Here is a 24,463-nt window from a genome sequence, read left to right on the forward strand (position 1 = left end):
TTACTCAGCCTCGGTGGTCTCTGCTTCAGCGTCAGCGGGAGCTTCAGTTGCTTCCGACTGCTTGGCCTTCTTGGTGATGGCTTCCGGGATGATAACGGAACCCTTCTCCGGTGCAACGAAAGCAGGCTTGGCGACCTTGGTCTTCAGCGTGCCTTCCTGGCCCGGGAGGCCCTTGAACTTCTGCCAGTCACCGGTGATCTTGAGGATCGCGGCAACCTGCTCGGTCGGCTGGGCGCCGACGGACAGCCAGTACTGTGCACGCTCGGAGACGACCTCGATGTACGAGGGCTCTTCGGTGGGGTGGTACTTGCCGATTTCTTCAATCGCACGGCCATCGCGCTTGGCGCGGGAGTCCATGACGACGATGCGGTAGTAAGGTGCGCGCATCTTACCGAAGCGCTTAAGGCGAATCTTTACGGCCACTTTTGTGGTCACTCCTGTTTCTGAAACGGGGTTGAGCCCGTCGTTCTGCACCCGTGGGGCGGGCCATACTTGAGGGTTCCAAGGACAAGATGCACACACGGAGAGAGGGGCCGCGCGGATCGAGTACCTGTCCATTGTGCCAGATGGCAGACAGTATTTCGAACACGCGGCCCGTGCGGCGGGTTTTCTGCGGAGTTACTGCTCTGCGGACCAGACGTAGAGACCGGCCCGTTCGGCGTTTTCGACGTCGCTCGCGAGCGCCGCCAACTGCTGGACGTACAGGCGGGACTGCTGGGCATCAAAGGGCATATCTTCTTGGGCCGCCCAGCGTTCGGCGACGTCGTCGAGGATGCTTCCTTCGCCCTCGGTCTCGTAGCTGAGAAGCTCGGACAGGGCGCGCACCATGGCTTCGGGGACGCCCAGCAAGGCGTCGCTGGTGACGTCCACCAAAGCGAGCTCATAGTCGGCCCCGGGAGCGTGCACGGCCGTGCCGGCGAGGTCGCCGAGTTGTTCTACTTCGAAATCGCTGATCCCCGGGATCCGTACTGCGGCGCCGGATACGTCACTGCCCTTCTCCAGGGCAGCGGCCCTCTTGAGTGCTTCATCGTGGGTGGCAACAAAGATTTCAGCAAAGCCCATGGAAAGTACTCTCATTCATTCGTGGCAACGGAGCTGCGGCGCAGCGGCCGAAATGCGCCACGCCGTGTTCTCCACCCTAGCGGACGGCGACCCGCAGCCGGTTGCGCCACGGGTCCTCGAAGCGCAACTCCTGGCCGGTGTGGTGGGAGCCAATGCCGGCAACCTTGAGGCGGTCGGCGAGCGCGCCGACGTCGTCTCCTGACGGCACCTCGATAACAACCTCGCCGAGACCGAGCGTATCCTTGCGCGCACCTGCACCGCGGCTGTTCCAGACATTCATGGCCATGTGGTGGTGGTAGCCTCCCGCGGAGACGAACAGGGCTTGGCCGTGCCACCCGGCGGTCTGCTCGAAGCCCAAGGTGTCGACATAGAAATCATGGGCAGTCTGCACGTCGCCCACCTGGAGGTGGACATGCCCGACGCCGGCGCCCGCCTCATGCTGGCCCGTCACCGCCGCTTCGCTCAGGTATTGCTGGAGGTAACGCTGCGGCGGGAGCGGCAGGCTGTCCATGACGACGGAACTGCCGTTCCACTCCCAGCCTTCGCGGGGCTTGTCGTAATAGAGCTCGATGCCGTTGCCCTCAGGATCCGTGAAGTAGAACGCCTCGCTGACGAGGTGGTCCGCGCTGCCGACGAAGGCGTGGGGTTCGTACTGCGCGGCGGAGGCAACGGTTGCGGCGAGCGAGGACTGGTCTTCGAAGAGCAAGGCTGTATGGAAGAGTCCAGCCTCTCCACGACCCGGGATCTGGAGCCCGGAGGCCGGCGCGAGGTGCACCAACGGCTTGCCGAGCCTGCCGAAGTAGAGTCCGCCATCCTGTTCGGCGACGACGTCCAGCCCCAGCGCCCGCTGGTAGTAGTCGCCCATGAGCTTCATGTCCCCCACTTTGAGCATGACGGTACCCATGGTGAGTTCGGCAGGAAGGAGATCCTGGCTGGATGTGATGGTCATGTGAAACTCCCGGTATTTTGTGGCGCCGCCTTTCGGCAACCTCTATACATCCAAATTACTTGAAGCTTCAATTTATTCCTAATGCCCGGCACTTCCTGAAATATGCCCCCTCAGCACGGTGCATTGCGGATTCAGCACCACCTCAAGGCTCGCCCGGGGATCCTTTGCGTAGAGCACGACGTCGGCACTGGCACCTTCGCTGATGCCGTCGGCACCCAGCCACTCACGGGCGGACCAGCAGGCGGCATCGAGGGCCGCGGCAGCCGAAAGGCCGGCGCGGTGCAGTTCCAGGATTTCCTCGCCGATCCGGCCGTGCTTGATGACGCTGCCGGCGTCGGTCCCGGCATACACCCGCACTCCGGCGTCGAATGCCTCGGCGACGCGTTCATGCCTGAGCTCCCACAGCCTGGTCATGTGGGCGGCGTAACGCGGGAACTTCGCTTCCGCCTGCTTCGCGATGTCCGGAAAAGTAGCAATGTTGATCAGGGTGGGAACGATCGGCACACCCTGGTCCAGGAGCCTGGGAATGTGGTGCGGAAGTAGGCCGGTGGCGTGCTCGATGCAGTCGATGCCGGCGTCGAGCATGTCGTCGATAGTCCCTTCGGCGAAGCAATGGGCAGTCACCCGGGCTCCCTCGCCGTGTGCCGCGGCGACGGCGTCCTTGACGATGGCGGCGGGAAAGGACGGGCCAAGATCCCCTGCCGAGCGGTCGATCCAGTCCCCGACGATCTTGACCCAGCCGTCTCCGGACCGTGCCTGCTTGCGCACCGCCTCCACCAGATCCTCCGGTTCGACTTCTTCGGCCAGTCCGGGAATGTACCGGCGTTGCCTGGCGATGTGCCTGCCTGCGCGGATGATCCTGGGCATGTCCGTCCGGCGCTGCAGCCAGCGCGTGTCGCTTGCGGATCCGGCGTCGCGGATCAAGAGCGTCCCGGCGTTCCGGTCCGCCGTCGCCTGCAGTCGGGCAGTCTGATCGTCCACCGCTCCGCCCTTGCCTAATCCAACATGGCAATGCGCATCCACCAGACCGGGCAACACCCATCCGTCCAGGATGACGTCGGGCGCGGCAGCGGGCGGCAGAAAGGTCAGCCTTCCGTCGACCGACCAGAGGCCACGCCGTTCTTCTTTCGGTCCCGTGAGGACGGCGCCGCTGAACTCGATGATTTCCGCCATGATTCCACCTTAAACTCCTGCGCCGTTCCCGGCCCGGTCACATCTGTCCTCGGCCACATCTCTCCTCCGTCACATCTGTCCTGGGCACCAACAGCTGTGGTAGCTTCGTCTACGACCACACGGGGGCCCTTGCAAGGGCTGAGATCGGGCTGACGCAGCCTGCGACCGTTGAACCTGTCCGGGTAATGCCGGCGAAGGAAGTGAGTAATCCTTTGAGCACCAAAGAAACACAGCTGAGCCCTACCAAAAACGGATCGGCGCAAGAGGTGACCCAGTCCCTGAAGTCGCATTCCCTCGCGTTCCTGGAAGACACGGAGACGGGAATCCGGGTTCCGGTCACGGAAATCGCCCTGGAACCATCCCCCAACGGCGAGGCCAACGCGCCTTTCCAGGTGTACCGCACTGCAGGGCCAGGAAGTGATCCCGTGGTTGGCCTCGAGCCGTTCCGCAGCGAGTGGATCGACGCCCGCGGCGACACCGAGGCATACAGCGGCCGCGAACGGAACCTGCTCGACGACGGCAAGTCGGCCGTGCGCCGCGGCGCCGCCTCCGCTGAGTGGAAGGGCGCACAGCCGGTGCCCCGCCGCGCCGTCGACGGCAAGACCGTGACACAGATGCACTATGCCAAGCAGGGGATCGTGACGCCCGAAATGCAGTTCGTGGCACTTCGCGAGAACTGCGATGTTGAACTGGTCCGCAGCGAAGTCGCCGCCGGCCGGGCCATCATTCCCAACAACATTAACCACCCCGAATCCGAACCGATGATCATCGGCAAGGCGTTCCTCGTGAAGATCAACGCCAATATCGGCAACTCGGCCGTCACCAGTTCCATCGCCGAAGAAGTGGACAAGCTGCAGTGGGCCACGCAATGGGGCGCGGACACCGTCATGGACCTGTCCACGGGTGACGACATCCACACCACCCGCGAATGGATCATCCGCAACTCCCCCGTGCCGATCGGCACCGTGCCCATTTACCAGGCCCTCGAGAAGGTCAACGGCGAAGCCAACAAACTCACATGGGAGATCTTCCGCGACACCGTCATTGAACAATGCGAGCAGGGCGTGGACTACATGACCATCCATGCCGGCGTGTTGCTGCGCTACGTGCCGCTCACCGCGAACCGCGTCACGGGCATCGTTTCCCGCGGCGGCTCAATCATGGCCGGCTGGTGCCTGGCGCACCACGAGGAAAACTTCCTGTACACCCATTTCGACGAACTCTGCGAAATCTTCGCCAAGTACGACGTCGCGTTCTCGCTCGGCGACGGCTTGCGCCCGGGAGCGACGGCGGACGCCAACGACGCCGCGCAGTTCGCCGAACTCGACACCTTGGCCGAGTTGACGCAGCGGGCATGGGAATTCGACGTCCAGGTCATGGTGGAAGGGCCCGGCCACGTTCCCTTCCACTTGGTGCGGGAGAACGTGGAGCGCCAGCAAGAGCTCTGCAAGGGCGCCCCGTTCTACACCTTGGGCCCCCTCGTCACCGACGTTGCCCCGGGCTACGACCACATCACCTCTGCCATCGGCGCCACGGAGATCGCACGCTACGGAACCGCGATGCTCTGCTACGTCACTCCAAAGGAACACCTTGGCCTGCCAAACAAGGACGACGTCAAGACCGGGGTAATCACGTACAAAATCGCTGCCCACGCCGCTGACCTTGCCAAGGGACACCCCGGTGCCCACGAACGCGACGATGCCCTGTCCAAGGCCCGCTTCGAGTTCCGCTGGCGTGACCAGTTCGCTCTGTCATTGGATCCGGTCACCGCGGAAGCGTTCCACGATGAGACGCTCCCGGCCGAACCGGCCAAGACCGCGCATTTCTGTTCCATGTGCGGACCGAAATTCTGCTCCATGCGCATCAGCCAGGACATCCGCGACGAATACGGCTCCGCGGATTCCCAAGCGGCCATCGCGGAAATGTACAGCGGGATGCGCGAAAAGAGCGAGGAGTTCCTGGCATCGGGCGGCAAGGTCTACTTGCCGGAGCTCGAGGTTCCCGCAGGAAAGCCCGGAACGAAGTCAGGAAGCCTGAACTGATCAGGAAGCCTGGACTGATCCGGCGCGGCTGACATCCGCAATGAAGGACCGGATCATCCGGTCCCCTTCAACTGAGTCATGAGGCCGGTGTCCTCCAGCCGCAACGCGGTGGAGGGCGCCGGTTTCCTGCAGGTAGCCGGCGATCTCTTCGTACAGGGGTTCCCAACCACCGGTCAGGACAAGCGTGGGGACTCCCGGCACAATGTGCAGGGGCGCTTCCCACGGCGGAGCCTGGAGCCGCAGTCGTCGAGCGGTACGCCTGGCCTCCGGGGTGCTGAGGACGGCCGCCTCCGAGGAAAACGCCCGGCGGACGAATTCACGTTGGTAATCGTCGTCGCTGAGTTCGTGCCGGATCGCGAACAAGGGCTCCATCAATGCCCGGTAAGCCGCGGTGGCGGGCAACTCGGCAGTCAAGGAAAGGCACGCCGGTTCAACCAGCACGAGGGAGCGGACCAGGTCCGGCCTCTCCACCGCTGCCAACATCGCGGAAATCGCGCCTTGGGAGTGCGCTACGACATGGCCTCCACGCGCCGGGCCGGAGGATGGCGCGGACTCCCGTCCTCCAAGGCACTCCAGGATAATGTCCACATCGGCGGCAACGTCCGATTCCAAAGGCTCGGCCTGCGCATCAAAGCCGTGGCGTTTCAGGAACAGTGCGTCGTACTTCAGCGCCATGCCGTGTTGTTTCGGCCAAGCGGCAGCGCCGAATGTACCGGCTCCGTGGACGAACACAACGCGCTGCTTTTGCATCCCCCCAGCCTATGGCACAGGGCTGACAACCCAACTAGCCAGCAGTTGTTGTCGTTATGAGGTCTCTAAACGACACCTGCTGCGAGCTAGTTGGGCGAGACGGCTACTTGCCGCCGAGGAACTTGTCGAAGCCCTTGGGCAGGTTCAGCTGCGAGGGATCGAAGTCGCCGCCAGCCTGGCCGAATGCCGCGCCGGTGGGAACGGCTTTCGCCCGCTTGTTCTCGGCGTCGCGCAGTTCCTGGGCAGCCTTGGCGGGGTTTCCGGAACGGGCCTTCTTCTTGGGCGCGTTTTTGCTTCCCTTGCGGGAACCGCCGCCACCGAGGCCGGGCATGCCAGGCATCCCGGGCATGCCGCCGCCCTGGGCCAGTTTCTTCATCATCTTCTGGGCCTGCGCGAAACGCTCCAGGAGGCCATTGACCTCGGAGACGTGGACACCGGAACCACGGGCGATGCGGGCGCGACGGGAACCGTTGATGATCTTCGGAGCCAAACGCTCATGCGGGGTCATGGAGCGGACAATCGCCTCCACGCGATCGATTTCGCGCTCGTCGAACTGCTCCAGCTGCTGGCGGATGTTCTGCGCACCCGGCATCATCATGAGCATCTTCTTCATAGAACCCATGTTGCGGATCTGCTGCATCTGGGCGAGGAAGTCGTCCAGGGTGAAGTCTTCCTGGTCGGCGAACTTCTTCGCCATCCGGGCCGCTTCATCCTTGTCCCAGTTCTTCTCGGCCTGCTCGATCAGGGTGAGAACGTCACCCATATCGAGGATGCGGGAAGCCATGCGATCCGGGTGGAACAGTTCGAAGTCGTCGAGGCCTTCACCGGTGGACGCGAACATGACCGGTTTTCCGGTGACAGACGCTACCGAGAGTGCGGCACCACCGCGGGCGTCGCCGTCGAGCTTTGACAGCACAACACCCGTGAAGTTGACGCCTTCATCGAAGGCAACCGCCGTGTTGACGGCGTCCTGGCCGATCATGGAGTCGATCACGAACAGAACTTCGTTCGGGATGATCGCTTGACGGATGCGGCGCGCCTGGTCCATCATTTCGGCGTCGACGCCGAGGCGGCCCGCGGTGTCCACGATCACGACGTCGTGCAGCTTCTGGCGGGCTTCGTCGACGCCGGCGCGTGCGACGGCGACGGGGTCGCCGGTGGGAACATCCAGATCCGAGGTGGTGCCGGGGTGCGGTGCGAAGACGGGAACACCGGCGCGTTCACCGACAATCTGGAGCTGCGTCACGGCGTTGGGACGCTGGAGGTCGGCGGCAACCAGCACGGGGCTGTGGCCTTGTGCCTTGAGCCACTTGGCAAGCTTGCCCGCGAGGGTAGTCTTACCCGCACCCTGCAAGCCGGCGAGCATGATGATGGTGGGGCCGGTCTTCGCCAAGCGGATACGACGGGTCTCTCCGCCGAGGATCTCCTGGAGTTCCTCGTTGACGATCTTGACGATCTGCTGGCTCGGGTTCAGTGCCGCGGAAACCTCGGCGCCCAGGGCACGTTCACGGATGCGGCCGGTGAACTCGCGGACCACGGGAACGGCAACGTCGGCGTCCAGAAGGGCGCGCCGGATCTCCCGGACGGTGGCGTCGACGTCGGCCTCGGTGAGGCGGCCCTTGCCACGGAGATTCTTGAAGGTTGCTGTCAACCGGTCAGAGAGTGAATTGAACACGCGCCGTGCACTTCTTTCAATGGTCTACGAATGGCGGCCGTTCCGACGCACCAATATCTTGACGATTCCTGCCCCAAACAAATCTGACTCAACTGAGGGACTCGACTATCTAGGGTACCAAGACGCGACTGCAAGATGGCATGCTGGCACAGTGACCAGCAAAACAACAGTAAATACGTTGCTCATCCTAGGCGCCTCCGGAGATCTGACGGGCCGATTGCTGTTGCCGGGCCTTGCGAGGCTCGTGGCCAACGGCCTCGCAGACGGCCTGAAGCTTGTCGGAGCCGGCTCCGACCCGTGGACGCCCCAGCAGTGGACCAAACGCGTGGGCGGCGCGTTCGAGGAGGCCGCCAAGGGCGCAGGTGCCGCGGGCAAGAAAGCAATCGCGGCCCTGGAGAAAAGTACCGAATACCATCAATTGGATGTCACCGCGGATGGCCAGCTCGCGACGCTCCTGGCCGGGCTCGAAGCACCAATCGCCGTCTATTTCGCTTTGCCCCCGCACATCAGCCAGAAGGCCTGCGAGGTCCTCACCGCCGGGCAACTTCCTCCCGGAACAAGCCTCGTGATGGAGAAACCTTTCGGATCCGGTTCCGAATCCGCCCGGGAACTCAACAAGACCCTCGCCGCGTTGGTCCCGGAAGACCACATCCACCGCGTGGACCACTTCCTTGGCAAGGCCACCGTTTTCAACATCCTGGGCCTGCGCTTCGCCAACAGCTTCCTGGAGCCGGTGTGGAACCGGGACCACATCGAGAAGGTGGAGATCATCTTCGACGAAGACCTCGCACTCGAGGGGCGTGCGCGCTACTACGATGGCGCCGGCGCCCTCAAGGACATGATCCAGAGCCATTTGCTCCACATCATGGCGCTGCTGGCCATCGATGCCCCCTCCAGCATCGGCGAGCGCGATCTCCGCGACGCGATTTCAACGGTGCTGCGTGCGAGCAGCATCACCGCACCCTACAAGAAGTCCACGCGACGGGCACGGTACACGGCCGGCCGGATCGGCGACCGGGACGTGCCGGACTATGTCGCGGAAGCGGGCGTGGACCCTGCCCGGGAAACGGAGACACTCGCGGAAGTCGAAGTGGGAATCGACACTTGGCGCTGGAAAGGCGTCCCCTTCATCCTGCGTTCGGGAAAGGCGTTGGGTGCCGCGCGGAAAGAGGCCATTGTCACCTTCCGGCCCGTTCCGCACCTGCCGTCCGGATTCGAGGGCGTGGACTCCCCCAACCGGCTGCGCATCGGGTTCGGTCCTGACACCCTGCAGCTCGACGTCGACGTCAACGGTCCCGGGAACATCTTCACGCTCAATCGCGTGACACTCAACGCAGAATTGAATGCTTCCGATCTGCTGCCCTACGGAGAAGTGCTGGAGGGCGTCATTACCGGCGATCCCCTGCTCTCAGTCCGCGGCGACACCGCCGTCGACTGCTGGCGGATCATCGAGCCCGTGATCAAGGCCTGGGCCAAGGATTCCGTGCCGCTCGAAGAGTACGACGCCGGCGGGCCCGGTCCCGCGGACTGGCCCACCGCCGTCGGGGGCTAGCCAGCCGGCCGCACTCCTTCGGAAACGCACACGCAAGAGGGGCCGGGTACCTTTGCAGGTACCCGGCCCCTCCTTTGCGTTGGTGCCTTAGATGGCTGCTGCGCCTCGCTCGCCCGTGCGCACACGGACGGCTTCGTAGACGTCTACGGTCCAGACTTTGCCGTCGCCGGCACGGCCGGTGTTGGAGGAAGCAATCAGGACATCGAGGATGTCGTCTGCCTGCTCATCCGTGGCCAGGACTTCCACGCGGATCTTCGGAAGAAGGTCCACGTTGTACTCGGCCCCGCGGTACACCTCGGTGTAACCGCGCTGCCGCCCGTAGCCGCTGGCCGCGCTGACCGTCAGTCCCTGTACCCCGTATGCTTCGAGCCCCTCGCGGATGGCGTCGAGCTTCTCCGGGCGGACGATCGCCGTGATGAGTTTCATGCCTGGACACTCTCCTTGCCTGATACGGATACTTCGTCAGCTGCCTCGGACGATGCCTTGCCGGTGATGAGGTCGTGCAGGGGCTGGAAGCTTCCTCCGTGGCCGCCGACGCCGAACTCGTATGCCGTCTCGGCGTGCAGGCTGAGGTCTGCGCCGGCGATTTCCTGGCGTTCGGAGATGCGGAAGCCCATGAGCTTGTGGATCGGGTAGGCGATGATGAAGGTCATGACGCCGGTGAAGACGATCGAGCAAAGCGCTGCGAGGGACTGTGCAACCAGCTGGGTAGTACCGCCGCCGTAGAACAGGCCGGCTGCACCCTGGGTCGGAGTGGCGAGGAAGCCGATGGCCACCGTGCCGATGATGCCGGACACGAGGTGGACGCCGACGACATCCAGGGAGTCGTCGTAGCCGAGCTTGAACTTCAGGCCGACGGCGAGGGCCGAGGCAACGCCGGCTGCAACACCGAGGGCGATGGCGCCGAGCGGGGAAACGTTGGCACAAGCGGGGGTGATGGCGACCAGGCCGGCGACGACACCCGAAGCAGCTCCGAGCGACGTTGGGTGGCCGTCACGGATGCGCTCCACGATAAGCCAGCCGAGCATGGCCGCTGCCGGAGCGGTCAGGGTGTTGATCCAGATGAGGCCCGCCTGCTCGACAGTTGCTGCTGCACCGGCGTTGAAGCCGAACCAGCCGAACCAGAGGATGGCCGCACCGAGCATGACCAGGGGCACATTGTGCGGGCGGTGGTTCGGGTCCTTGCCGAAGCCCTTGCGGTTGCCGATGATCAGGACGAGGATCAGGCCGGCCACACCGGCGTTGATGTGCACCACGGTGCCACCGGCAAAGTCGATGACCGGGGCGAAAGTCTGGCCGAACCAGCCGTCCTTGGAGAAGAGCCCGCCGCCCCACACCATGTAAGCCATGGGTGCGTAGACCAGGGTGGCCCAGATCGGGGTGAAGAGCGTCCAGGCCGAGAACTTGGCACGGTCCGCGATGGCACCGGAGATCAGGGCCACGGTGATGATCGCGAAGGTGGCCGCATAGCCTACCTTGAGGAGGTCAGCGGGATCCGTGAAGTTGTGCAGACCGAAGTGGCTGAACGGGTTCGCGAAGAGCTGGAAGAAGTTGTCCGTGTTGCTCGTGGACATCGATGCGCCCCACAAGACCCAGACGATGGTCACTGTGCCGATGGCGATGAAACTCATCATCATCATGTTCAGGGCGGCCTTGGCACGGGTCATGCCGCCATAGAAGAATGCCAGGCCCGGGGTCATGAACAGCACGAAGGCTGACGCGACCAGGAGCCAAACGAGACCGGCGCTGAATTCCATGGTCTACGTCCTCTCTGCTCTTTGTTGCGGACTTTGCCGCCTGTCCCAACGCATTTGCGTTCTACATAAGAGTTTTGCGGGGCAGTGTTTCACCTGCGAAGGTTTTAGATTGCGGGGCTGTTACAAGAACTTCTCGAACGTAAATGGTGCATATCAGCCTTGTTACGGATATGTTTCGTCAGTTCCACTTTCCCCTTCGTTCGTACTACCCAGAGGACCCCGACACCATGACCGCAAGCCCCGAATCCCCCGCCAATCAAGGAGCGAGGGCCGCGAAGGCTGCAATGCCACGGGACATCAAGGTGATGTTGGCGGCAGCGTTCCTGATTGCACTGGGTTTTGGCCTCGTCGCGCCCGTGCTCCCCCAGTTCGCCACGACTTTCGACGTCGGCGCAACGGCAGCCGCGGTGATCGTGAGTATTTTCGCCTTCATGCGCTTGGTGTTCGCTCCGGCCGGGGGTGCCCTGATGGGCCGCTTCGGCGAGCGTCCCATATACATTGCAGGGTTGCTGATTGTGGCGGCGTCGACGGCGGCCTGCGCCTTCGCCCAGAACTATTGGCAGCTGCTGGTCTTCCGGGGCCTTGGCGGAGCCGGTTCCGTGATGTTCACCGTTGCAGCGATGGGCCTGTTGATCAGGCTCGCCCCTCCGGAAAGCCGTGGACGGGTCTCCGGCGCGTACGCCTCCGCCTTCCTGATCGGCAGCGTCCTGGGGCCCGTGGTTGGCGGGCTGCTGGCCGGTTTCGGCCTGCGCGTCCCGTTCCTCGCCTACGCGGCAGCCCTGGTGCTGGCGGCCTTGGTGGTACGCACGCAGCTCACGGGCAGTTCAAACGTAGCGAAGCACGGTGGCGCGGCGGGGCCGGCAATGCGCATGAGGGAGGCCCTGGGCGATTCTGCCTACCGGGCCGCCCTGTTCTCCAGTTTCAGCAACGGCTGGGCGACCTTCGGCGTGCGCATGGCTACCGTGCCACTGTTCGCGGTGGTTGTGCTGGCCGGAGGATCGGCCTCGGCGGGTTGGGCGCTGGCCGTGTTTGCAGGAGGAAACGCGCTGGCGCTGACCTTTTCCGGCCGGATGGCTGACAGTTTCGGCCGCAAACCCATGATGCTGTTGGGACTGGTCGTCACCGGCCTGGCTACCGCCACCATCGGCTTGACGGGCAATCTTCCCGCGTTTTTCGCGGCGTCTGCTGCGGCCGGCTTCGGCTCCGGCTTGCTGAACCCTGCCCAGCAGGCCGCCGTCGGGGACATCATCGGTCGTGCCCGCTCCGGCGGCAAGGTGCTGGCGGTTTTCCAGATGGCCTCCGACGCCGGAGCCATCGTGGGCCCCGTCCTGGTCGGCCTCCTGGCCGATGGACTTGGCTATGGCTGGGCATTCGGCGCAACCGGCGGCATCCTCGTGCTCGCCGCCGTCGGCTGGTCCACGGCGCGCGAGCCGATGCAGCGTGGCCCGGAAAGCATCGACTCCCCCAACTGACTAGCAGTTAATGTCGTTAAGAGCCTTCAAAACGACAACAACTGCGAGTGAGTTGGGCAGGACGCACCTAGTTGAGCAGGGCGTCGACGAAGGCTTCGGCTTCGAACGGCGCGAGGTCGTCCGGGCCTTCGCCGAGGCCAACGAGCTTGACCGGCACGCCGAGAGCCTTTTGGATCGCGACGACGATCCCGCCCTTCGCGGTGCCGTCGAGCTTCGTGAGGACGATTCCCGTGATGTTGACTACTTCGGAGAAGACCTTTGCCTGGTTCAGTCCGTTCTGGCCGGTGGTCGCGTCCAGTACCAGCAGGACTTCGTCCACCTCGGCCAGTTTCTCGATGACGCGCTTGACCTTGCTCAGCTCGTCCATGAGGCCGACCTTGTTTTGCAGGCGGCCGGCGGTGTCGATCATGACGACATCCACTTCCTGCTCAATGCCGGCCTTGACGGCTTCATAGGCGACAGAAGCCGGGTCCGCGCCGACGACGTGCGACCTGACGGTTGCGACGCCGACACGCTGGCCCCAGGTGGCAAGCTGCTCCGCAGCGGCTGCACGGAAGGTGTCGGCTGCGCCCAACAGGACGTCCTTGTCTTCGGCGACGAGAACGCGCGCCAGTTTGCCGACGGTGGTGGTCTTGCCGACCCCGTTGACGCCGACGACGATCATGATGGCCGGGTGGGCTCCCTTGCGTTCCATGTTGAGGCTGCGGTCCATCGTGGGGTCCACGAGCTTGATGAGTTCCTCGCGCAGGAGTGCCTTGACGTCCTCCGGGCTGCGGGTGCCTTGGACCTTTACGCGTGCGCGCAAAGCATCGACCAACTGCATGGTTGGCTCGGTGCCGAGGTCGGCAAGGAGGAGTGTTTCTTCGACTTCGTCCCAGACGTTTTCGTCGATCTTGTCGCTCGAAAGCAGGGCCAGGAGCCCCTTGCCGAGAATGCTGTTGGACTTGACCAACCGCGCCCGAAGCCGGTTGAGGCGGCCCTCGACAGGCGCGGGGGTCTCCACCTGGATAAGTTCCAGTCCCGCGGCGTCGTCCGGAACGTCCGTCTCGGGTACGGCAAGGTCGGAGGGTTCGACGACGGGTCCGGGCGCCGTGCGGTCCGGTGCGGTCCCGGGGGCGTCGTCGACGATCGTTCCGCCGCCTGCCGGCGCCTTGGCGGCGGGATCGTTGGCGTCGCGCGTTCCAGCGTAAGTCGAGGAGGACTTCCGCGCCTTGAGCAGGACAGGAATCAGCCCTCCGACCACCACGATGGCAGCGACAATGGACAAAATAATGGGGAGGAGATCGTTCACTCCCCTAGCTTCTCACAAAGCTAGACCTCGGCACCGAGCCTCTGGCTGATGACAGTTGACACGCCGTCGCCCCGCATGGTCACTCCGTAGAGGGCGTCCGCAACTTCCATGGTCCGCTTCTGGTGTGTAATGACAATCAGCTGACTGGACTCGCGCAGCTCTTCGAAAATCGTGATGAGCCTGCCCAGGTTCGTATCGTCCAGCGCGGCTTCCACTTCATCCATGACGTAGAACGGCGAAGGCCGCGCCTTGAAAATCGCCACGAGCAACGCGACAGCCGTCAGCGACCGTTCGCCACCGGAGAGCAAGGACAACCGCTTGATCTTCTTGCCGGCAGGTCTTGCCTCCACTTCGATGCCGGTGGTCAGCATGTCATCGGGGTCTGTCAGCACCAATTTGCCCTCCCCGCCGGGGAAGAGCCGCGCAAAGACGTGGTCGAACTGCTTGGAGGTATCCGCGAAGGCCTCGGCAAAGACCTGCTGGACGCGGTTGTCAACTTCCTTGATGATGTCCAAAAGGTCTTTGCGACTGGATTTGAGGTCTTCCAGCTGCGTGCTCAGGAATTGGTGGCGTTCCTCAAGTGCGGCAAATTCCTCAAGGGCCAAGGGGTTCACTTTGCCAAGGGCGGCGAGGTCCCGTTCGGCTTTGCGGAGCCGTTTCTCCTGCTCGGCGCGGACAAAGGGAACACCCTCGACAATGGCGTTACCGTCTTCGTCCACCGGCGCGCGGAGTTCTGCCCACTTGTCGACAGTAGCGGCGGGGACGGGAACCGGCTGCTCCGGACCGAAGTCGGCCACGAGTTGTTCCGCCGACAGGCCCAGCTCCTCGATGGCGCGGGTTTCCAACGCTTCGATCCTGAGCCTTTGCTGGGCTCGGGCGAGTTCGTCGCGGTGGACAGAGTCCGTCAGTCCCGCCAGCTCCTGGGCCAATGTCCCGTTACTGCTCCGGACATCGCCGAGTTCCTTTTCGCGCTGCTCCCGCACGGCCTCGGCGAGGTCGCGGGCGCGGGCGGCCAGGTCCACTGACGCGTCAACGAAACGCACAGCCTGTTCGACGGCGGAAGCGACGGCGGCGGCCCGCTCGGCTTGGGCTTTGCGGCGCATGGCCCGGCGCGCGGCTTCCTCGCGTGCCCGCCGTTCGCTCGCGGCGGCCCGTTCGAGGGATGCGGCCCGGTTGCTGGTTGCGGCGAGCTGTTCTTCGGCACTCCGCAACCCCAGCCTGACCTCCATCTCACGGGACCGGGCTTCGCTGGCAGCCTTGGCCAAGGCATCGCGGCGCTCCGTGGAAGGCTCTTCTTCCTGTGGGGCTTCTTCTGCCGCGGCCAGCCGTTCCGCCGCAAGCTCAAGGGATTCCTCTGCCACGGCGATGTTCAGTTCGGCCTTGGCCAGGGACTCCGCCATTCGATCGCGTTCCGCGACGGCGCTGCGCAACTGCGAATTCAGGTGGCCAAGCCGTTCCGCGACGGCGGCCAGGCGGGCATCCGAGTCGTGGAGTTTGTCCAGCGCCGCGTTCGCCCGTTCCTGGGCATCGGCCCGGCGTGCTTCGGCTCCAGCGAGCGCGAACTTTCCCCGCTCGAGACGGGTGGTGAGCTCCAGGAGCCTGGTGTCGGCGTCGTCCACTGCCGCTTGGACCTCGAGGAGCGACGGTGCCGTGGCCGATCCACCGTCCACCGTCAGGGCCCTGAAGACGTCGCCTTCGCGGGTCACCGCAGTGAGCGTCGGGTTGCCGGCAATGAAGCTCGCCGCCGCGTGCAAGTCGTCGACGACGGCGGTGGACGCCAGGATTGTCCTTGCGCCGCTCGCTTCGGGGGCGTCAGTCGCCACCAGCTCGGCGGCCCAGCGCGCTCCGTCAGGCAACGTCGGCAATTCCTGCAGGCCAAGCTCCGGACCCGCCGAGGATACCGCGCCTGCCACCAAAAGCGAGGCGCGTCCGGCGTCGGCGTCCTTCAACAGCTGCATCGCGGCGACGGCCCCGGCGCTGTCCGCCACCACGACGGCGTCGGAGGCACTGCCAAGTGCTGCGGCCACGGCGGTCTCATACCCGGGCTCCACCGTCAGGAGGGAGGCCAGCGAACCGAGGACTCCCGGGTGGTCCGAGGACAGAAGGCGCGACGAGCCATCCTTGCGATTGAGTCCAAGCTGCAAAGCATCGCGGCGGGCCGTAAGCGCATCGCGTTCGCGGACTTCATCGCGTTCGGCGGCTTTCAGCGCTTCGATCTCGGCGTTGATCTCGTCAAGAAGGGCGCTGGCGTCCTCGTATTCGGCGTCGAGGCTTTCTTCGCCGTCTTCGACGCCGGCCACTTGCGACTCGAGGGCCGTAAACTCACTTTGTGCGTGCCGACGGCGTTCCTCGCCAGCCGTCAGCGAGTCCCTGAGCCTGCCCCGCTCAGCCTCGGCTGCCTCGGCCCGGGACCGTGCGGCAGCCAATTGACCGACGAGTTTCGCGAGGCCCTCACGGCGATCGGCTGCTGCCCGCAACACGGCCGTCAGGCGTTTGTCCTCGGCCGCGGCCAGGTTCTCGGCTTCCTGTTTGGCCGCCGTGGACTCGAGTAGCGCGGCTTGCTTCGCCAGGATGTCGTGCTCGAGCTCCGACTGTTCCTGCCGGACCCTGGCGGCCTGCCGGTCCAGATGGTCCGGGTCCCGGCCTGAATCCGGGGCAGCATCGGAGGCACCAAGGAGACGGCGGCGCTCGGTCGCGAGCGATCCCAAGGCGCGAAGCCGGTCCCTGGTTGCCGACAGCTGGTACCAGTTGTCCCTGGCGGCATTGAGCCTGGGTGTGGCCTCAGCTGCGAGTTGCTCAAGTCGGATCTGGCGTTGGCGGCCCGCGCCGAGCTCCGCTTCGACTACCTCGCGGCGCGCTTTCAACGCGGCTTCGTCGGCGACGTCCTTCTGCAACGCCCGGGTGAGCTGGAAGATATCGTCCGCCAGCAGCCTGGACTTGGCGTCACGGACGTCGAACTGCACCGTCTGGGCGCGGCGGGCGACTTCGGCCTGTTTGCCCAGAGGAGTGAGTTGACGGCGGATTTCCGCCGTGAGGTCGCCAAGGCGTTGCAGGTTCGCCTGCATGGCTTCCAGCTTGCGGACGGTCTTTTCCTTGCGACGCCGGTGCTTGAGGATGCCTGCGGCTTCTTCAATGAATCCCCTGCGGTCTTCGGGGGTGGCGTGCAGGACACGGTCCAACTGCCCCTGCCCCACGATCACATGCATCTCCCGGCCAAGGCCTGAATCCGAGAGCAGTTCCTGGATGTCGAGGAGGCGGCATGGCGAGCCGTTGATGGCATACTCGGACCCGCCGGTCCGGAACAGCGTGCGGGAAATGGTGACTTCGCTGTATTCGATCGGCAGGGCGCCGTCGGCGTTGTCGATTGTCAGGGCAACGTGCGCGCGGCCCAGAGGGGGCCGGCCCGATGTGCCGGCGAAGATGACGTCTTCCATTTTGCCGCCGCGCAGGGTCTTGGCACCTTGTTCGCCCATGACCCAGGCCAGCGCGTCAACCACATTGGATTTGCCCGAACCGTTGGGGCCGACAACGGCGGTGACGCCCGGCTCGAAGTCGAACGTCGTGGCCGACGCGAACGACTTGAATCCCCGGACAGTCAAACTTTTCAGATGCAAGGTGTTTCGGTTCTCTTTCAATGGCGGCAGCGGCTGCTTTACGGCCTAAATCTACCGCTCTCCCGCCGAATGGCCCGGATTGGCTGCGGCTGGGCGTACTACCGGACAACTGACGGAGACCATGCATGCTCAATGAAGAGGGCAGGCGGCGCGGACGGGTCGGTCCTGATCGACCAGATGTCGCTGTCAGCTTCGGAGCCGTTACGCGGCAGGCCGTACAGCAGGGTGGAGTTATCCAGCCACTCAATCTGGTCGTCGATGCTCTGCTGCTCGGACAGCACGGTCTCCTTGCCGCTGGCGAGGTCCAGGACGGCGATACGGCGGTGGCCGGTCAGGGAGCCGGTGTCACTCTTCTTGTAGGCGATGCGGTTGCCGTCCGGGGATACGGAGGGGCATTCAATCCCCGAGCGGACCACAGTGAGCGTCCGCCCGGCGATGCTCCCCTTTACCAGCCAGATTTTGCCCTGGGAGGAGGCCGTTGCATAGAAGACATCCGGCTGCCCTGGGACGAAGGTGACGCCCCAGATGTTCCTGTCGGTGGCCTTGATCCTGTTTCCGTCCAAGATCAGGGCGAAGCTTTCGAGGTTTCCGCTGACCGGCCCGGACTGGTCCCGGATGACGGTTTCCGTTGAGAATCCGGCTGCGGAGTATGAGTGGCCGGACACGAAAACGGTGGAGGCCATCAGCGAACCGTTGGAATTGGTCCGTGCCCTGCTCGGGATGCCTGGAAGAGGCCAGCTCGCCGTCTGCTTCCAATGGCTGTCGTACACCGAGGCCTGGAAGTTTGTAGCGAGCTCGTGTTTGGTCTGCAGGCAGAACGCCATCTCGACCGTGCCGTAGACCCGGTCACAGGCTATTCCGCTCAATGCCCTCGGGCCTTCCGGATCCGTCAACGGTACTGTCGCAGCATCGCCGAAGCCTTGGCCCGGGGCGGTGTTGCGGAACAGAACAAAAGGTGCCATCGGCAAGGTCTCGGACGTGGTGACTTCAACAGGGGGCGGCGCGGCTTGGCTCGCTTTGGCACCCTGGAATTCCAGCGCCGCATAGATTCCAGCCGCCGCGATGGCCGTCACCGTGATAACCAGCAGCGCTATGACGCGCTGCCTGCTGATCATCAACCGTTGCCCGGTTGTTTCGCCGGTCCGTCCCTGGGTGGTGGGCCGGATTGCAGCCCCCCTTTCCGCGGCCGGCTTCCGGCTGCGCGGCGTCATGCGTCGGCCGCCTGTTTCCGGGACGTGCCCATGAGCACTGCCGTGGCCGCCAGCACGGCAGCCAACACGACGGCGGCTGTCAGCATGGCGGCTGACGCTCCGATGGCGAACCAGAGGATCCCGAAACCCGCTGACGCCGCCATCCGACATAGAGCGACGACGGTCTGGGCGGCGCCGATGCTGGTGGCCACCTTCTCCGGCCTGACCAAGCGGCCGGCAAGCGCTGCCAGCACGCCATCGGTGGCAGCGGCGAACAGCCCCAACAGCATCAGGCAAGCCGCCGTGACACCGATCCCTCCAAAGGGGGCCGCAGCCAGCACATAGCAGGCCAGCAGGGCAAGGTGGCCGCCGAGGAACACCCGGACCCGGCCCCAGCGATCTGCAAGCCGCCCCATCGGAACCGCCAGGACGAGGTAGAAGATATTCGTTCCCACATAGAGCAGCGGGAACCATTGCACGGCGAACGAGTCCCGGGCCTGCAGGACCAGGTAGATAAAGCCGTCCCCAACAGTCAGCAGGGCCAACAGCCCGGCCGTCACAAGCAGCCTCGTGAGTCCGGGTTCCCTCAACCGGCTCCATCTGAAGGCAGGACGTGCGCTTGTCCGCGCCTCTGCGGCGCGCGGCGTCCTCCGGTCCGGCACCACCAAGACCAACACCGCTACGCCGATCACGGCGAACGCCACCGAGACTACAAAAACCGTGCCGTACCCGTTCGGGATCAGCAGGAGGACCAGGAACGCCAGCAACGGCCCTGCTGCGGCGCCGATATTGTCCAGCATCCGGTGCACGCCGAAAGATCTGGCCAGATGTTCCGGCTGGGCTTCCGCCAGGATCAGGGCATCTCGCGGCGCTGTCCGGATGCCCTTGCCGATGCGGTCACCGGCGACGATCCCGATGAGCGACCAGAATCCGCCAAGGAACAGGAGCCCGATCCGTGCCAGCATGGACAGCCCATAGCCGGCCATGGCCACCCGCTTCGGGTGCCCGGTGCGGTCGGATGCCCAGCCCGCAGCAATTCGCACAAGGGCGCTGGCGCCCTGGTTGAGCCCGTCAATGAACCCGTAAGCGATGGTGGAGAGGCCTAGGAAACCCGTGACATACAGGGGCAAGATGGCCGAGACTGACTCGGAGGAAATATCGGTGGCCATACTGACGATTCCGAGCCAGAGGATGACAGGCGACAACCGGAAGGCGACCCTCGGACCGGCCGGCAGTTCCGTGCCTGCTGTGGCGGGGTCGGTCTTGCCGCCGGTGCGGTCAGCCATCGAGATGTACACAGGCGGCCCGTTCTCTCGTCTCCTAACCCGTGGCGTCCGGCGATCCTGACAGCCCAGGCTTCCATGGCGGCAGTCTGTCACCGGGAGGGAGGAATTGAGTAGCGTAGTACTACCTGTTTTACGTGCCCGTCCAGGATTTCCGGTCTGCTACCAGCGGCCGTTGCGCGGCTTCGGCTGGCAGATCGGGCAACTGTACGAGGAGCGGTTCATGAATTGCTCGCGTTTGATCACACCCGGAAGTCCAACAGCGGAACAACGCCTGCACGGCTCGCCCGCCCGGCCATAGGCATCCAGGGACCGGGCAAAGTATCCCGAAGCTCCGTTGACATTGACGTAAAGCGAATCAAAGCTCGTCCCGCCGGCCGCGAGGGCATCGCTCATGACCTCCTTCGCGGCATCGACGACCCTCAGGGCATCAGCCCGCTTAAGGGTGTCTGTCGGCTTGGCATAGTGGAGTCTGGCCCGCCAGAGGGCTTCATCGGCGTAGATGTTGCCTATCCCGGAGATAACGCCCTGATCCAACAGGGCGCGCTTGAGCCCTGTTTTCCGGGCTTTGACCTTGCGGTAGAACTCGTCAAAGGAAAAGTGCGGATCCAGCGGATCGCGGGCGATGTGCGAGGCTTCTTCGGCAATTTCCGGAAGGGGCGTCTCGCCCTGGCCGCCGGGACCGCCGTCGGGCGTCGGTACAAGGGACGTGACAAACAGTCCGCCGAAGATCCGTTGGTCCACAAACCGCAACTCCTCGGGCATGCCGTCGGAACTGCTGAGGCGGAGACGGACTTTGAGGTGCTTCTCATCGGGAACCCAGGGGGCCTGCATGAGGAGCTGCCCGCTCATGCCGAGGTGCGCCATCAGCGCGACGCCGGGCATCGCTTCGACGGGGATCGCTTCGCCGGTGCCGCCCGCGGCGCGGGTTTCCTCGGTCCGTAGGGGCATCCACAGGAACTTACCCCGGCGGACGACATCCAAAACCGTCGAGTTCTCAAGGTTGCCGATAAAGTCTTCCGTGCCCAACGAGTGGCGGCGGATGGAACGGGGGTCAAGGACGTCCACGGACGTAATGGTCCGGCCGCGCACCCAACGTGCCAGGCCGCGGCGGACCACTTCGACTTCGGGCAGTTCCGGCATGTGGAATCAGGCGCTGTGCGCAGGATCAGCCGGAGAGTCGGCTTTGCCGTTCAGCGTAACTTTGCTGTTCAGTGTGACTTTGCTGTTGAGGGTGCGCCACGCATCTGCGGCGGCTTCCTGCTCGGCTTCCTTTTTGGAGTGGCCCGTGCCTTTGCCATAGGCGGTGCCGCCGATCTGGAGCACTGCCTCAAAGCTGCGCGCGTGGTCCGGCCCGGAGCCTTCGACGGCATAGTAGATGGACCCGAGCTGCCGGCTCGCGGCAAGCTCCTGCATGCTGGTCTTCCAGTCGGTGCCGGCCCCGAGGGCTGCGGCATCCTTGAGCAAGGGACCAACGAGCCGCATGACGAGCTGCCGGGCGGTCTCAATGTCGTTGGAAAGATAAGTGGCACCAATGAGGGCTTCCATGGTGTCCGCAAGGATTGAAGACTTGTTCTTACCGTCGGTGAGCCTTTCGCCCTGCCCGAGGTAGATGAATTCGCCGATGCCGAGGTCCCTGCCAATACCCGCCAAGGCGCGGGTGCTGACGACGGCGGAGCGTCGCTTCGCGAGTTCGCCTTCCGGCAGTGCCGGATTGTCGCGGTAGAGCGAATCGGTCACGGAGAAGCCCAGGATGGAGTCGCCCAGGAATTCGAGGCGCTCGTTGGTGGGAATCCCGCCATTTTCATACGCGTATGAACGATGTGTCAGAGCAAGACGAAGCGTCTCGGCGTCAATGGAGACACCGAGACGCTTCAGAAGCTCTTCAGTTGAAGACATCCTTGTCAGCCTTGTGGCGGATTTAGACGTCTGCGACCTTGCGGCCCTTGTATTCAAGGAACAGCGCAGTCCCGGCAGAGTCGGTTACGACCTTTGCCTGGTGCGGCAGGCTGTAAACAACCTGTCCGTTTTCGATGGTCTTGACCAAGTTGGGGGCAGTTGCCTTCCACTGGGCACGGCGGGCGCGTGTATTTGCGCGAGACATTTTCCGCTTGGGAACAGCCACGGCTATCTCATTTCTCTTTTAGTCAACACTTACTAATCAGTTTGCCGGTCGGTCTTAGCCAGTTCAGCTAGGGCAGCCCAGCGAGGATCCAGGTCCTCGTGGTGGTGCCCCGGCTCGTCTTCCAGACGCACTCCGCATATTGAGCAAAGGCCCTGGCAGTCTTCCCGGCACACCGGCTGGAACGGCAGCATGGTTACAACCGCGTCCCGCAACACCGGTTCAAGATCGATTAGATCGTGCTCGACTCGACGTTGCTCTTCATCGTCTTCTTCGTCCGAAAGCTCGACGCCCTCATAGAAGAAAAGTTCTTGCACATTGACCTCAAGGTCATACGCAAGGGGATCCAGGCATCGTCCGCATTCGCCCTTGACTTCAGCGAACACGGTTCCAGATACCAAAATTCCTTCGTGTACGGCCTCAAGCCTCAGGTCGAGCTCGATATCCGAGCCTTCCTGAACGCCAATGAGTGCCACGCCAAGGTCACTTGGCGCGGGTACATGTTCCGTGAGCGTCCGCATGCTGCCTGGACTACGTCCGAGGTCCTTGACGTCCAGCGTCAAAGGCGAACTTGCATCTCGCTTAATGAGAACTCCTGTAGAACATATGACCGACGTACCATCTTAGCCTGAACGCGCGAGCGGACTCAAACCGGGTCAATTACAACGCGTTCTGCCCGAGGTACCGATCCAGCTTACCCGCTGCGGGACTACTCCGCTGCCGACCCGCCAGCGAGGAGCCTCTTGAGCACCGATTTAGGCACGAAATCAGAGACATCACCGCCCAGGAGGGAGATTTCCTTGATGAGCGTGGAGGACAAATGCAGGTAATGCGCCTCCGCCGGAAGAAAGACAGTCTCGACGCCGGACAATTGGCGGTTCATGGTGGCCATGGGAAGTTCGTAGTCAAAATCCGAGGACGAGCGCAGGCCCTTGACGATCGCCGAAATTCCCCGGTGCCTGCAGTATTCGGCCAGCAGTCCCTCGCCCATGGGCTCCACGATGATGCCCCGCAAGGAAGCAAGGGTCTGCCGAGCCATGTCCATGCGTTCTTCCAGGCTGAAGCGGTATTTCTTGGCGTAGTTGGTGGACACCGCGACGACGACTTCATCGAACAAGCCGGCGGCCCTGGCGATGACTTCCAGATGTCCGTTGTGGATAGGGTCGAAGGAGCCAGGGCACACTGCGCGTCTCATGGTTCGAACCTACCGCATCCGGGGCGGCAGGCACTATGGCGATACCATGGCTGAAACGGCGGGCCGGACGAGCCGGAAGCCAGCACCCAGGAAGGCAGCCCCACAGTGACGAGCCCGGCCTCTCCCAGCGAGAATACGTCCGTCGCCCCTTGGCAACGAGCCGCAAGCGGAGCCAACCTGCTTTCGGCCAACGGCAGCCTCGGAGTGACCATCTTCGAAGAGATGACCACCTTGGCAATATCCACCGGCGCCATCAATCTGGGCCAAGGATTCCCGGACGAGGACGGTCCGGCGGAAATCAAGGCAGCGGCGCAGGCAGCCATTACGGCGGGAGCCAACCAGTACGCACCAGGCAAAGGCATCCCTGAACTTCGCGAGGCGATCGCCGAACACCAGGAACGATTCTACGGACTGACCCCGGACCCGCAGACCGAGGTCATTGTGACCACCGGGGCGACTGAAGCCATCGCCGCCTCATTGCTCGCATTCATCGAACCCGGCGACGAGGTGCTGACCTTCGAGCCCTTCTATGACTCTTATGGCGCCATCATCGGACTCGCCGGGGCCAAGCATGTGACCGCCCCCCTGCTGGCGCCGGACTTCCTTCCGGACGTGGATGCCATGGAATCGGCATTCAGTGAGCGCACCAAGGTTGTGCTCCTCAACAACCCGCACAATCCCACTGGCGCGGTCTTCCCGCGCGAGGTGCTGGAACGCGTCGTCGAGCTCGCCCGGAAATACGATGCCGTGATCCTCAGCGATGAAGTCTACGAGCACCTCACCTTCGGTGTGCAGCACCTTCCGGTCGCCAGCATCCCCGGAGCGGCCGAACGAAGTGTCACGATTTCCTCGGCCGGCAAGACGTTCTCGTTCACCGGCTGGAAGATCGGCTGGCTCAGTGGACCGGCCCACCTTGTGGCGGCGATCCGCACCGTCAAACAATTCCTCAGCTACAGTTCCGGCACCCCTTTCCAAAGTGCGATCGCCGTAGGCCTTGCCCTACCTGATGAGTTCTACACCGGCATTGCGTCCACTCTCCAGCACAAGCGGGACATCCTGGCCGAGGGACTGCGGGCCGCCGGCTTCGGCGTCTACACGCCGAAGGGCACATACTTCATCAACGTCGACACGGCGCCCCTCGGCATCAGCGACTCCGTGGACTTGGCACGAAGGCTGCCGGGGCTCGTAGGGGTGGCAGCGATCCCCATTCCCGTGTTTTGCCACCCGGAAGGCGCGGAGAGGACGCGAAGCCTTCTCCGATTCGCGTTCTGCAAGAAGACCGAAGTATTGGAAGAAGCGGCCGCCAGGCTGGCCACCCTGCGGGACAAGCTCTGAC

General features: G+C 64.0%; 21 protein-coding genes and 1 riboswitch. Of the genes, 4 read left to right on the top strand and 17 right to left on the bottom strand.

The window, feature by feature from the left end; translation table 11 throughout:
• The 4 genes from rpsP to AB4Z38_RS01575 form a co-directional block, all read right to left on the bottom strand.
• A complete protein-coding gene (rpsP, locus tag AB4Z38_RS01560; protein ID WP_059387673.1) occupies nucleotides 1-423 on the bottom strand; it encodes a 30S ribosomal protein S16 in 423 nt (140 codons plus the stop codon).
• Nucleotides 424-618: 195 nt separating this feature from the next.
• Complete coding sequence (locus AB4Z38_RS01565) at nucleotides 619-1,062, bottom strand: hypothetical protein (RefSeq protein WP_441428085.1); 444 nt, start codon at nucleotides 1,060-1,062, stop codon at nucleotides 619-621.
• 76 nt (nucleotides 1,063-1,138) lie between these two features.
• Nucleotides 1,139-2,011 carry a VOC family protein gene (locus tag AB4Z38_RS01570; RefSeq protein WP_441428086.1) on the bottom strand — a complete coding sequence of 291 codons (873 nt, stop codon included), beginning with the start codon at nucleotides 2,009-2,011 and terminating at the stop codon, nucleotides 1,139-1,141.
• A gap of 78 nt (nucleotides 2,012-2,089) precedes the next feature.
• Complete coding sequence (locus tag AB4Z38_RS01575; protein WP_441428087.1) at nucleotides 2,090-3,184, bottom strand: amidohydrolase family protein; 1,095 nt, start codon at nucleotides 3,182-3,184, stop codon at nucleotides 2,090-2,092.
• A 109-nt stretch (nucleotides 3,185-3,293) separates the two neighbouring features.
• Nucleotides 3,294-3,401: riboswitch (TPP riboswitch) on the top strand.
• On the opposite strand from AB4Z38_RS01575, the gene thiC reads away from it, so the two are divergent.
• Complete coding sequence (gene thiC / locus AB4Z38_RS01580) at nucleotides 3,397-5,226, top strand: phosphomethylpyrimidine synthase ThiC (RefSeq protein ID WP_441428088.1); 1,830 nt, start codon at nucleotides 3,397-3,399, stop codon at nucleotides 5,224-5,226. It overlaps the preceding riboswitch by 5 nt.
• Here the strand turns inward: thiC and AB4Z38_RS01585 are convergent, their stop codons facing one another.
• Both AB4Z38_RS01585 and ffh read right to left on the bottom strand, forming a co-directional pair.
• Nucleotides 5,227-5,976 carry an alpha/beta hydrolase gene (locus AB4Z38_RS01585; protein ID WP_441428089.1) on the bottom strand — a complete coding sequence of 250 codons (750 nt, stop codon included), beginning with the start codon at nucleotides 5,974-5,976 and terminating at the stop codon, nucleotides 5,227-5,229.
• A gap of 103 nt (nucleotides 5,977-6,079) precedes the next feature.
• The gene (ffh, locus tag AB4Z38_RS01590) at nucleotides 6,080-7,651 is read right to left on the bottom strand and encodes a signal recognition particle protein (protein ID WP_441428090.1); all 1,572 of its coding nucleotides are present in this window, start codon (nucleotides 7,649-7,651) and stop codon (nucleotides 6,080-6,082) included.
• Between the two features lie 151 nt (nucleotides 7,652-7,802).
• On the opposite strand from ffh, the gene AB4Z38_RS01595 reads away from it, so the two are divergent.
• Nucleotides 7,803-9,203, top strand: coding sequence for a glucose-6-phosphate dehydrogenase (locus AB4Z38_RS01595; RefSeq protein ID WP_441428091.1), 1,401 nt, complete (start codon nucleotides 7,803-7,805; stop codon nucleotides 9,201-9,203).
• Nucleotides 9,204-9,290: 87 nt separating this feature from the next.
• Here AB4Z38_RS01595 and AB4Z38_RS01600 read toward each other — a convergent pair whose 3' ends face one another.
• Together AB4Z38_RS01600 and AB4Z38_RS01605 are read right to left on the bottom strand one after the other, a co-directional pair.
• Nucleotides 9,291-9,629 (bottom strand): P-II family nitrogen regulator, encoded by a 339-nt coding sequence (locus AB4Z38_RS01600; protein WP_028264639.1) that lies wholly within the window; start codon nucleotides 9,627-9,629, stop codon nucleotides 9,291-9,293.
• Nucleotides 9,626-10,960: an ammonium transporter gene (locus AB4Z38_RS01605; protein WP_441428092.1), complete on the bottom strand. Its 1,335-nt coding sequence runs from the start codon at nucleotides 10,958-10,960 to the stop codon at nucleotides 9,626-9,628. Before AB4Z38_RS01605 ends, AB4Z38_RS01600 begins: the two co-directional genes overlap by 4 nt.
• A gap of 227 nt (nucleotides 10,961-11,187) precedes the next feature.
• Between AB4Z38_RS01605 and AB4Z38_RS01610 the strand changes: the two genes are divergently transcribed.
• Nucleotides 11,188-12,432 (top strand): MFS transporter, encoded by a 1,245-nt coding sequence (locus tag AB4Z38_RS01610; protein ID WP_441428093.1) that lies wholly within the window; start codon nucleotides 11,188-11,190, stop codon nucleotides 12,430-12,432.
• Between the two features lie 67 nt (nucleotides 12,433-12,499).
• Here AB4Z38_RS01610 and ftsY read toward each other — a convergent pair whose 3' ends face one another.
• From ftsY to coaD, 9 genes are all read right to left on the bottom strand, one after another.
• Nucleotides 12,500-13,723 (bottom strand): signal recognition particle-docking protein FtsY, encoded by a 1,224-nt coding sequence (ftsY, locus tag AB4Z38_RS01615; protein WP_441428094.1) that lies wholly within the window; start codon nucleotides 13,721-13,723, stop codon nucleotides 12,500-12,502.
• Between the two features lie 20 nt (nucleotides 13,724-13,743).
• A complete protein-coding gene (smc, locus tag AB4Z38_RS01620; protein ID WP_441428095.1) occupies nucleotides 13,744-17,337 on the bottom strand; it encodes a chromosome segregation protein SMC in 3,594 nt (1,197 codons plus the stop codon).
• 98 nt (nucleotides 17,338-17,435) lie between these two features.
• The gene (locus AB4Z38_RS01625; RefSeq protein ID WP_441428096.1) at nucleotides 17,436-18,548 is read right to left on the bottom strand and encodes a hypothetical protein; all 1,113 of its coding nucleotides are present in this window, start codon (nucleotides 18,546-18,548) and stop codon (nucleotides 17,436-17,438) included.
• The gene (locus AB4Z38_RS01630; RefSeq protein ID WP_441428097.1) at nucleotides 18,545-19,825 is read right to left on the bottom strand and encodes an MFS transporter; all 1,281 of its coding nucleotides are present in this window, start codon (nucleotides 19,823-19,825) and stop codon (nucleotides 18,545-18,547) included. The genes AB4Z38_RS01625 and AB4Z38_RS01630 overlap by 4 nt, the downstream gene beginning before the upstream one ends.
• 147 nt (nucleotides 19,826-19,972) lie before the next feature.
• Complete coding sequence (mutM, locus tag AB4Z38_RS01635) at nucleotides 19,973-20,953, bottom strand: bifunctional DNA-formamidopyrimidine glycosylase/DNA-(apurinic or apyrimidinic site) lyase (protein ID WP_441428098.1); 981 nt, start codon at nucleotides 20,951-20,953, stop codon at nucleotides 19,973-19,975.
• Nucleotides 20,954-20,959: 6 nt separating this feature from the next.
• Nucleotides 20,960-21,709 (bottom strand): ribonuclease III, encoded by a 750-nt coding sequence (gene rnc / locus AB4Z38_RS01640; RefSeq protein ID WP_441428099.1) that lies wholly within the window; start codon nucleotides 21,707-21,709, stop codon nucleotides 20,960-20,962.
• 22 nt (nucleotides 21,710-21,731) lie between these two features.
• A complete protein-coding gene (rpmF, locus tag AB4Z38_RS01645; RefSeq protein WP_028264646.1) occupies nucleotides 21,732-21,935 on the bottom strand; it encodes a 50S ribosomal protein L32 in 204 nt (67 codons plus the stop codon).
• Nucleotides 21,936-21,967: 32 nt separating this feature from the next.
• Entirely contained in the window at nucleotides 21,968-22,495 is a 528-nt protein-coding gene (locus AB4Z38_RS01650) for a YceD family protein (protein WP_059387665.1), read from the bottom strand.
• 146 nt (nucleotides 22,496-22,641) lie between these two features.
• Nucleotides 22,642-23,127 (bottom strand): pantetheine-phosphate adenylyltransferase, encoded by a 486-nt coding sequence (gene coaD / locus AB4Z38_RS01655; RefSeq protein WP_284984588.1) that lies wholly within the window; start codon nucleotides 23,125-23,127, stop codon nucleotides 22,642-22,644.
• Between the two features lie 105 nt (nucleotides 23,128-23,232).
• Here coaD and AB4Z38_RS01660 point away from each other — a divergent pair, with 105 nt between their 5' ends.
• On the top strand, nucleotides 23,233-24,462 hold the full coding sequence (locus tag AB4Z38_RS01660) for an aminotransferase class I/II-fold pyridoxal phosphate-dependent enzyme (RefSeq protein ID WP_441428100.1): 1,230 nt from the start codon (nucleotides 23,233-23,235) through the stop codon (nucleotides 24,460-24,462).
• Nucleotide 24,463 lies beyond the last annotated feature (1 nt).

Origin of the sequence: Arthrobacter sp. 2RAF6 (assembly GCF_052115205.1) — a bacterium.
Taxonomy (GTDB): Bacteria; Actinomycetota; Actinomycetes; order Actinomycetales; family Micrococcaceae; genus Arthrobacter.

What these genes read in the sequence shown, in the direction of transcription:
- AB4Z38_RS01565 (WP_441428085.1), bottom strand. Translation starts at nt 1,062, where the DNA reads ATGGGCTTTGCTGAAATCTTTGTTGCCACCCACGATGAAGCACTCAAG.
- AB4Z38_RS01570 (WP_441428086.1), bottom strand. Translation starts at nt 2,011, where the DNA reads ATGACCATCACATCCAGCCAGGATCTCCTTCCTGCCGAACTCACCATG.
- AB4Z38_RS01575 (WP_441428087.1), bottom strand. Translation starts at nt 3,184, where the DNA reads ATGGCGGAAATCATCGAGTTCAGCGGCGCCGTCCTCACGGGACCGAAA.
- AB4Z38_RS01585 (WP_441428089.1), bottom strand. Translation starts at nt 5,976, where the DNA reads ATGCAAAAGCAGCGCGTTGTGTTCGTCCACGGAGCCGGTACATTCGGC.
- AB4Z38_RS01600 (WP_028264639.1), bottom strand. Translation starts at nt 9,629, where the DNA reads ATGAAACTCATCACGGCGATCGTCCGCCCGGAGAAGCTCGACGCCATC.
- AB4Z38_RS01605 (WP_441428092.1), bottom strand. Translation starts at nt 10,960, where the DNA reads ATGGAATTCAGCGCCGGTCTCGTTTGGCTCCTGGTCGCGTCAGCCTTC.
- AB4Z38_RS01610 (WP_441428093.1), top strand. Translation starts at nt 11,188, where the DNA reads ATGACCGCAAGCCCCGAATCCCCCGCCAATCAAGGAGCGAGGGCCGCG.
- AB4Z38_RS01625 (WP_441428096.1), bottom strand. Translation starts at nt 18,548, where the DNA reads ATGACGCCGCGCAGCCGGAAGCCGGCCGCGGAAAGGGGGGCTGCAATC.
- mutM (WP_441428098.1), bottom strand. Translation starts at nt 20,953, where the DNA reads ATGCCGGAACTGCCCGAAGTCGAAGTGGTCCGCCGCGGCCTGGCACGT.
- rnc (WP_441428099.1), bottom strand. Translation starts at nt 21,709, where the DNA reads ATGTCTTCAACTGAAGAGCTTCTGAAGCGTCTCGGTGTCTCCATTGAC.
- coaD (WP_284984588.1), bottom strand. Translation starts at nt 23,127, where the DNA reads ATGAGACGCGCAGTGTGCCCTGGCTCCTTCGACCCTATCCACAACGGA.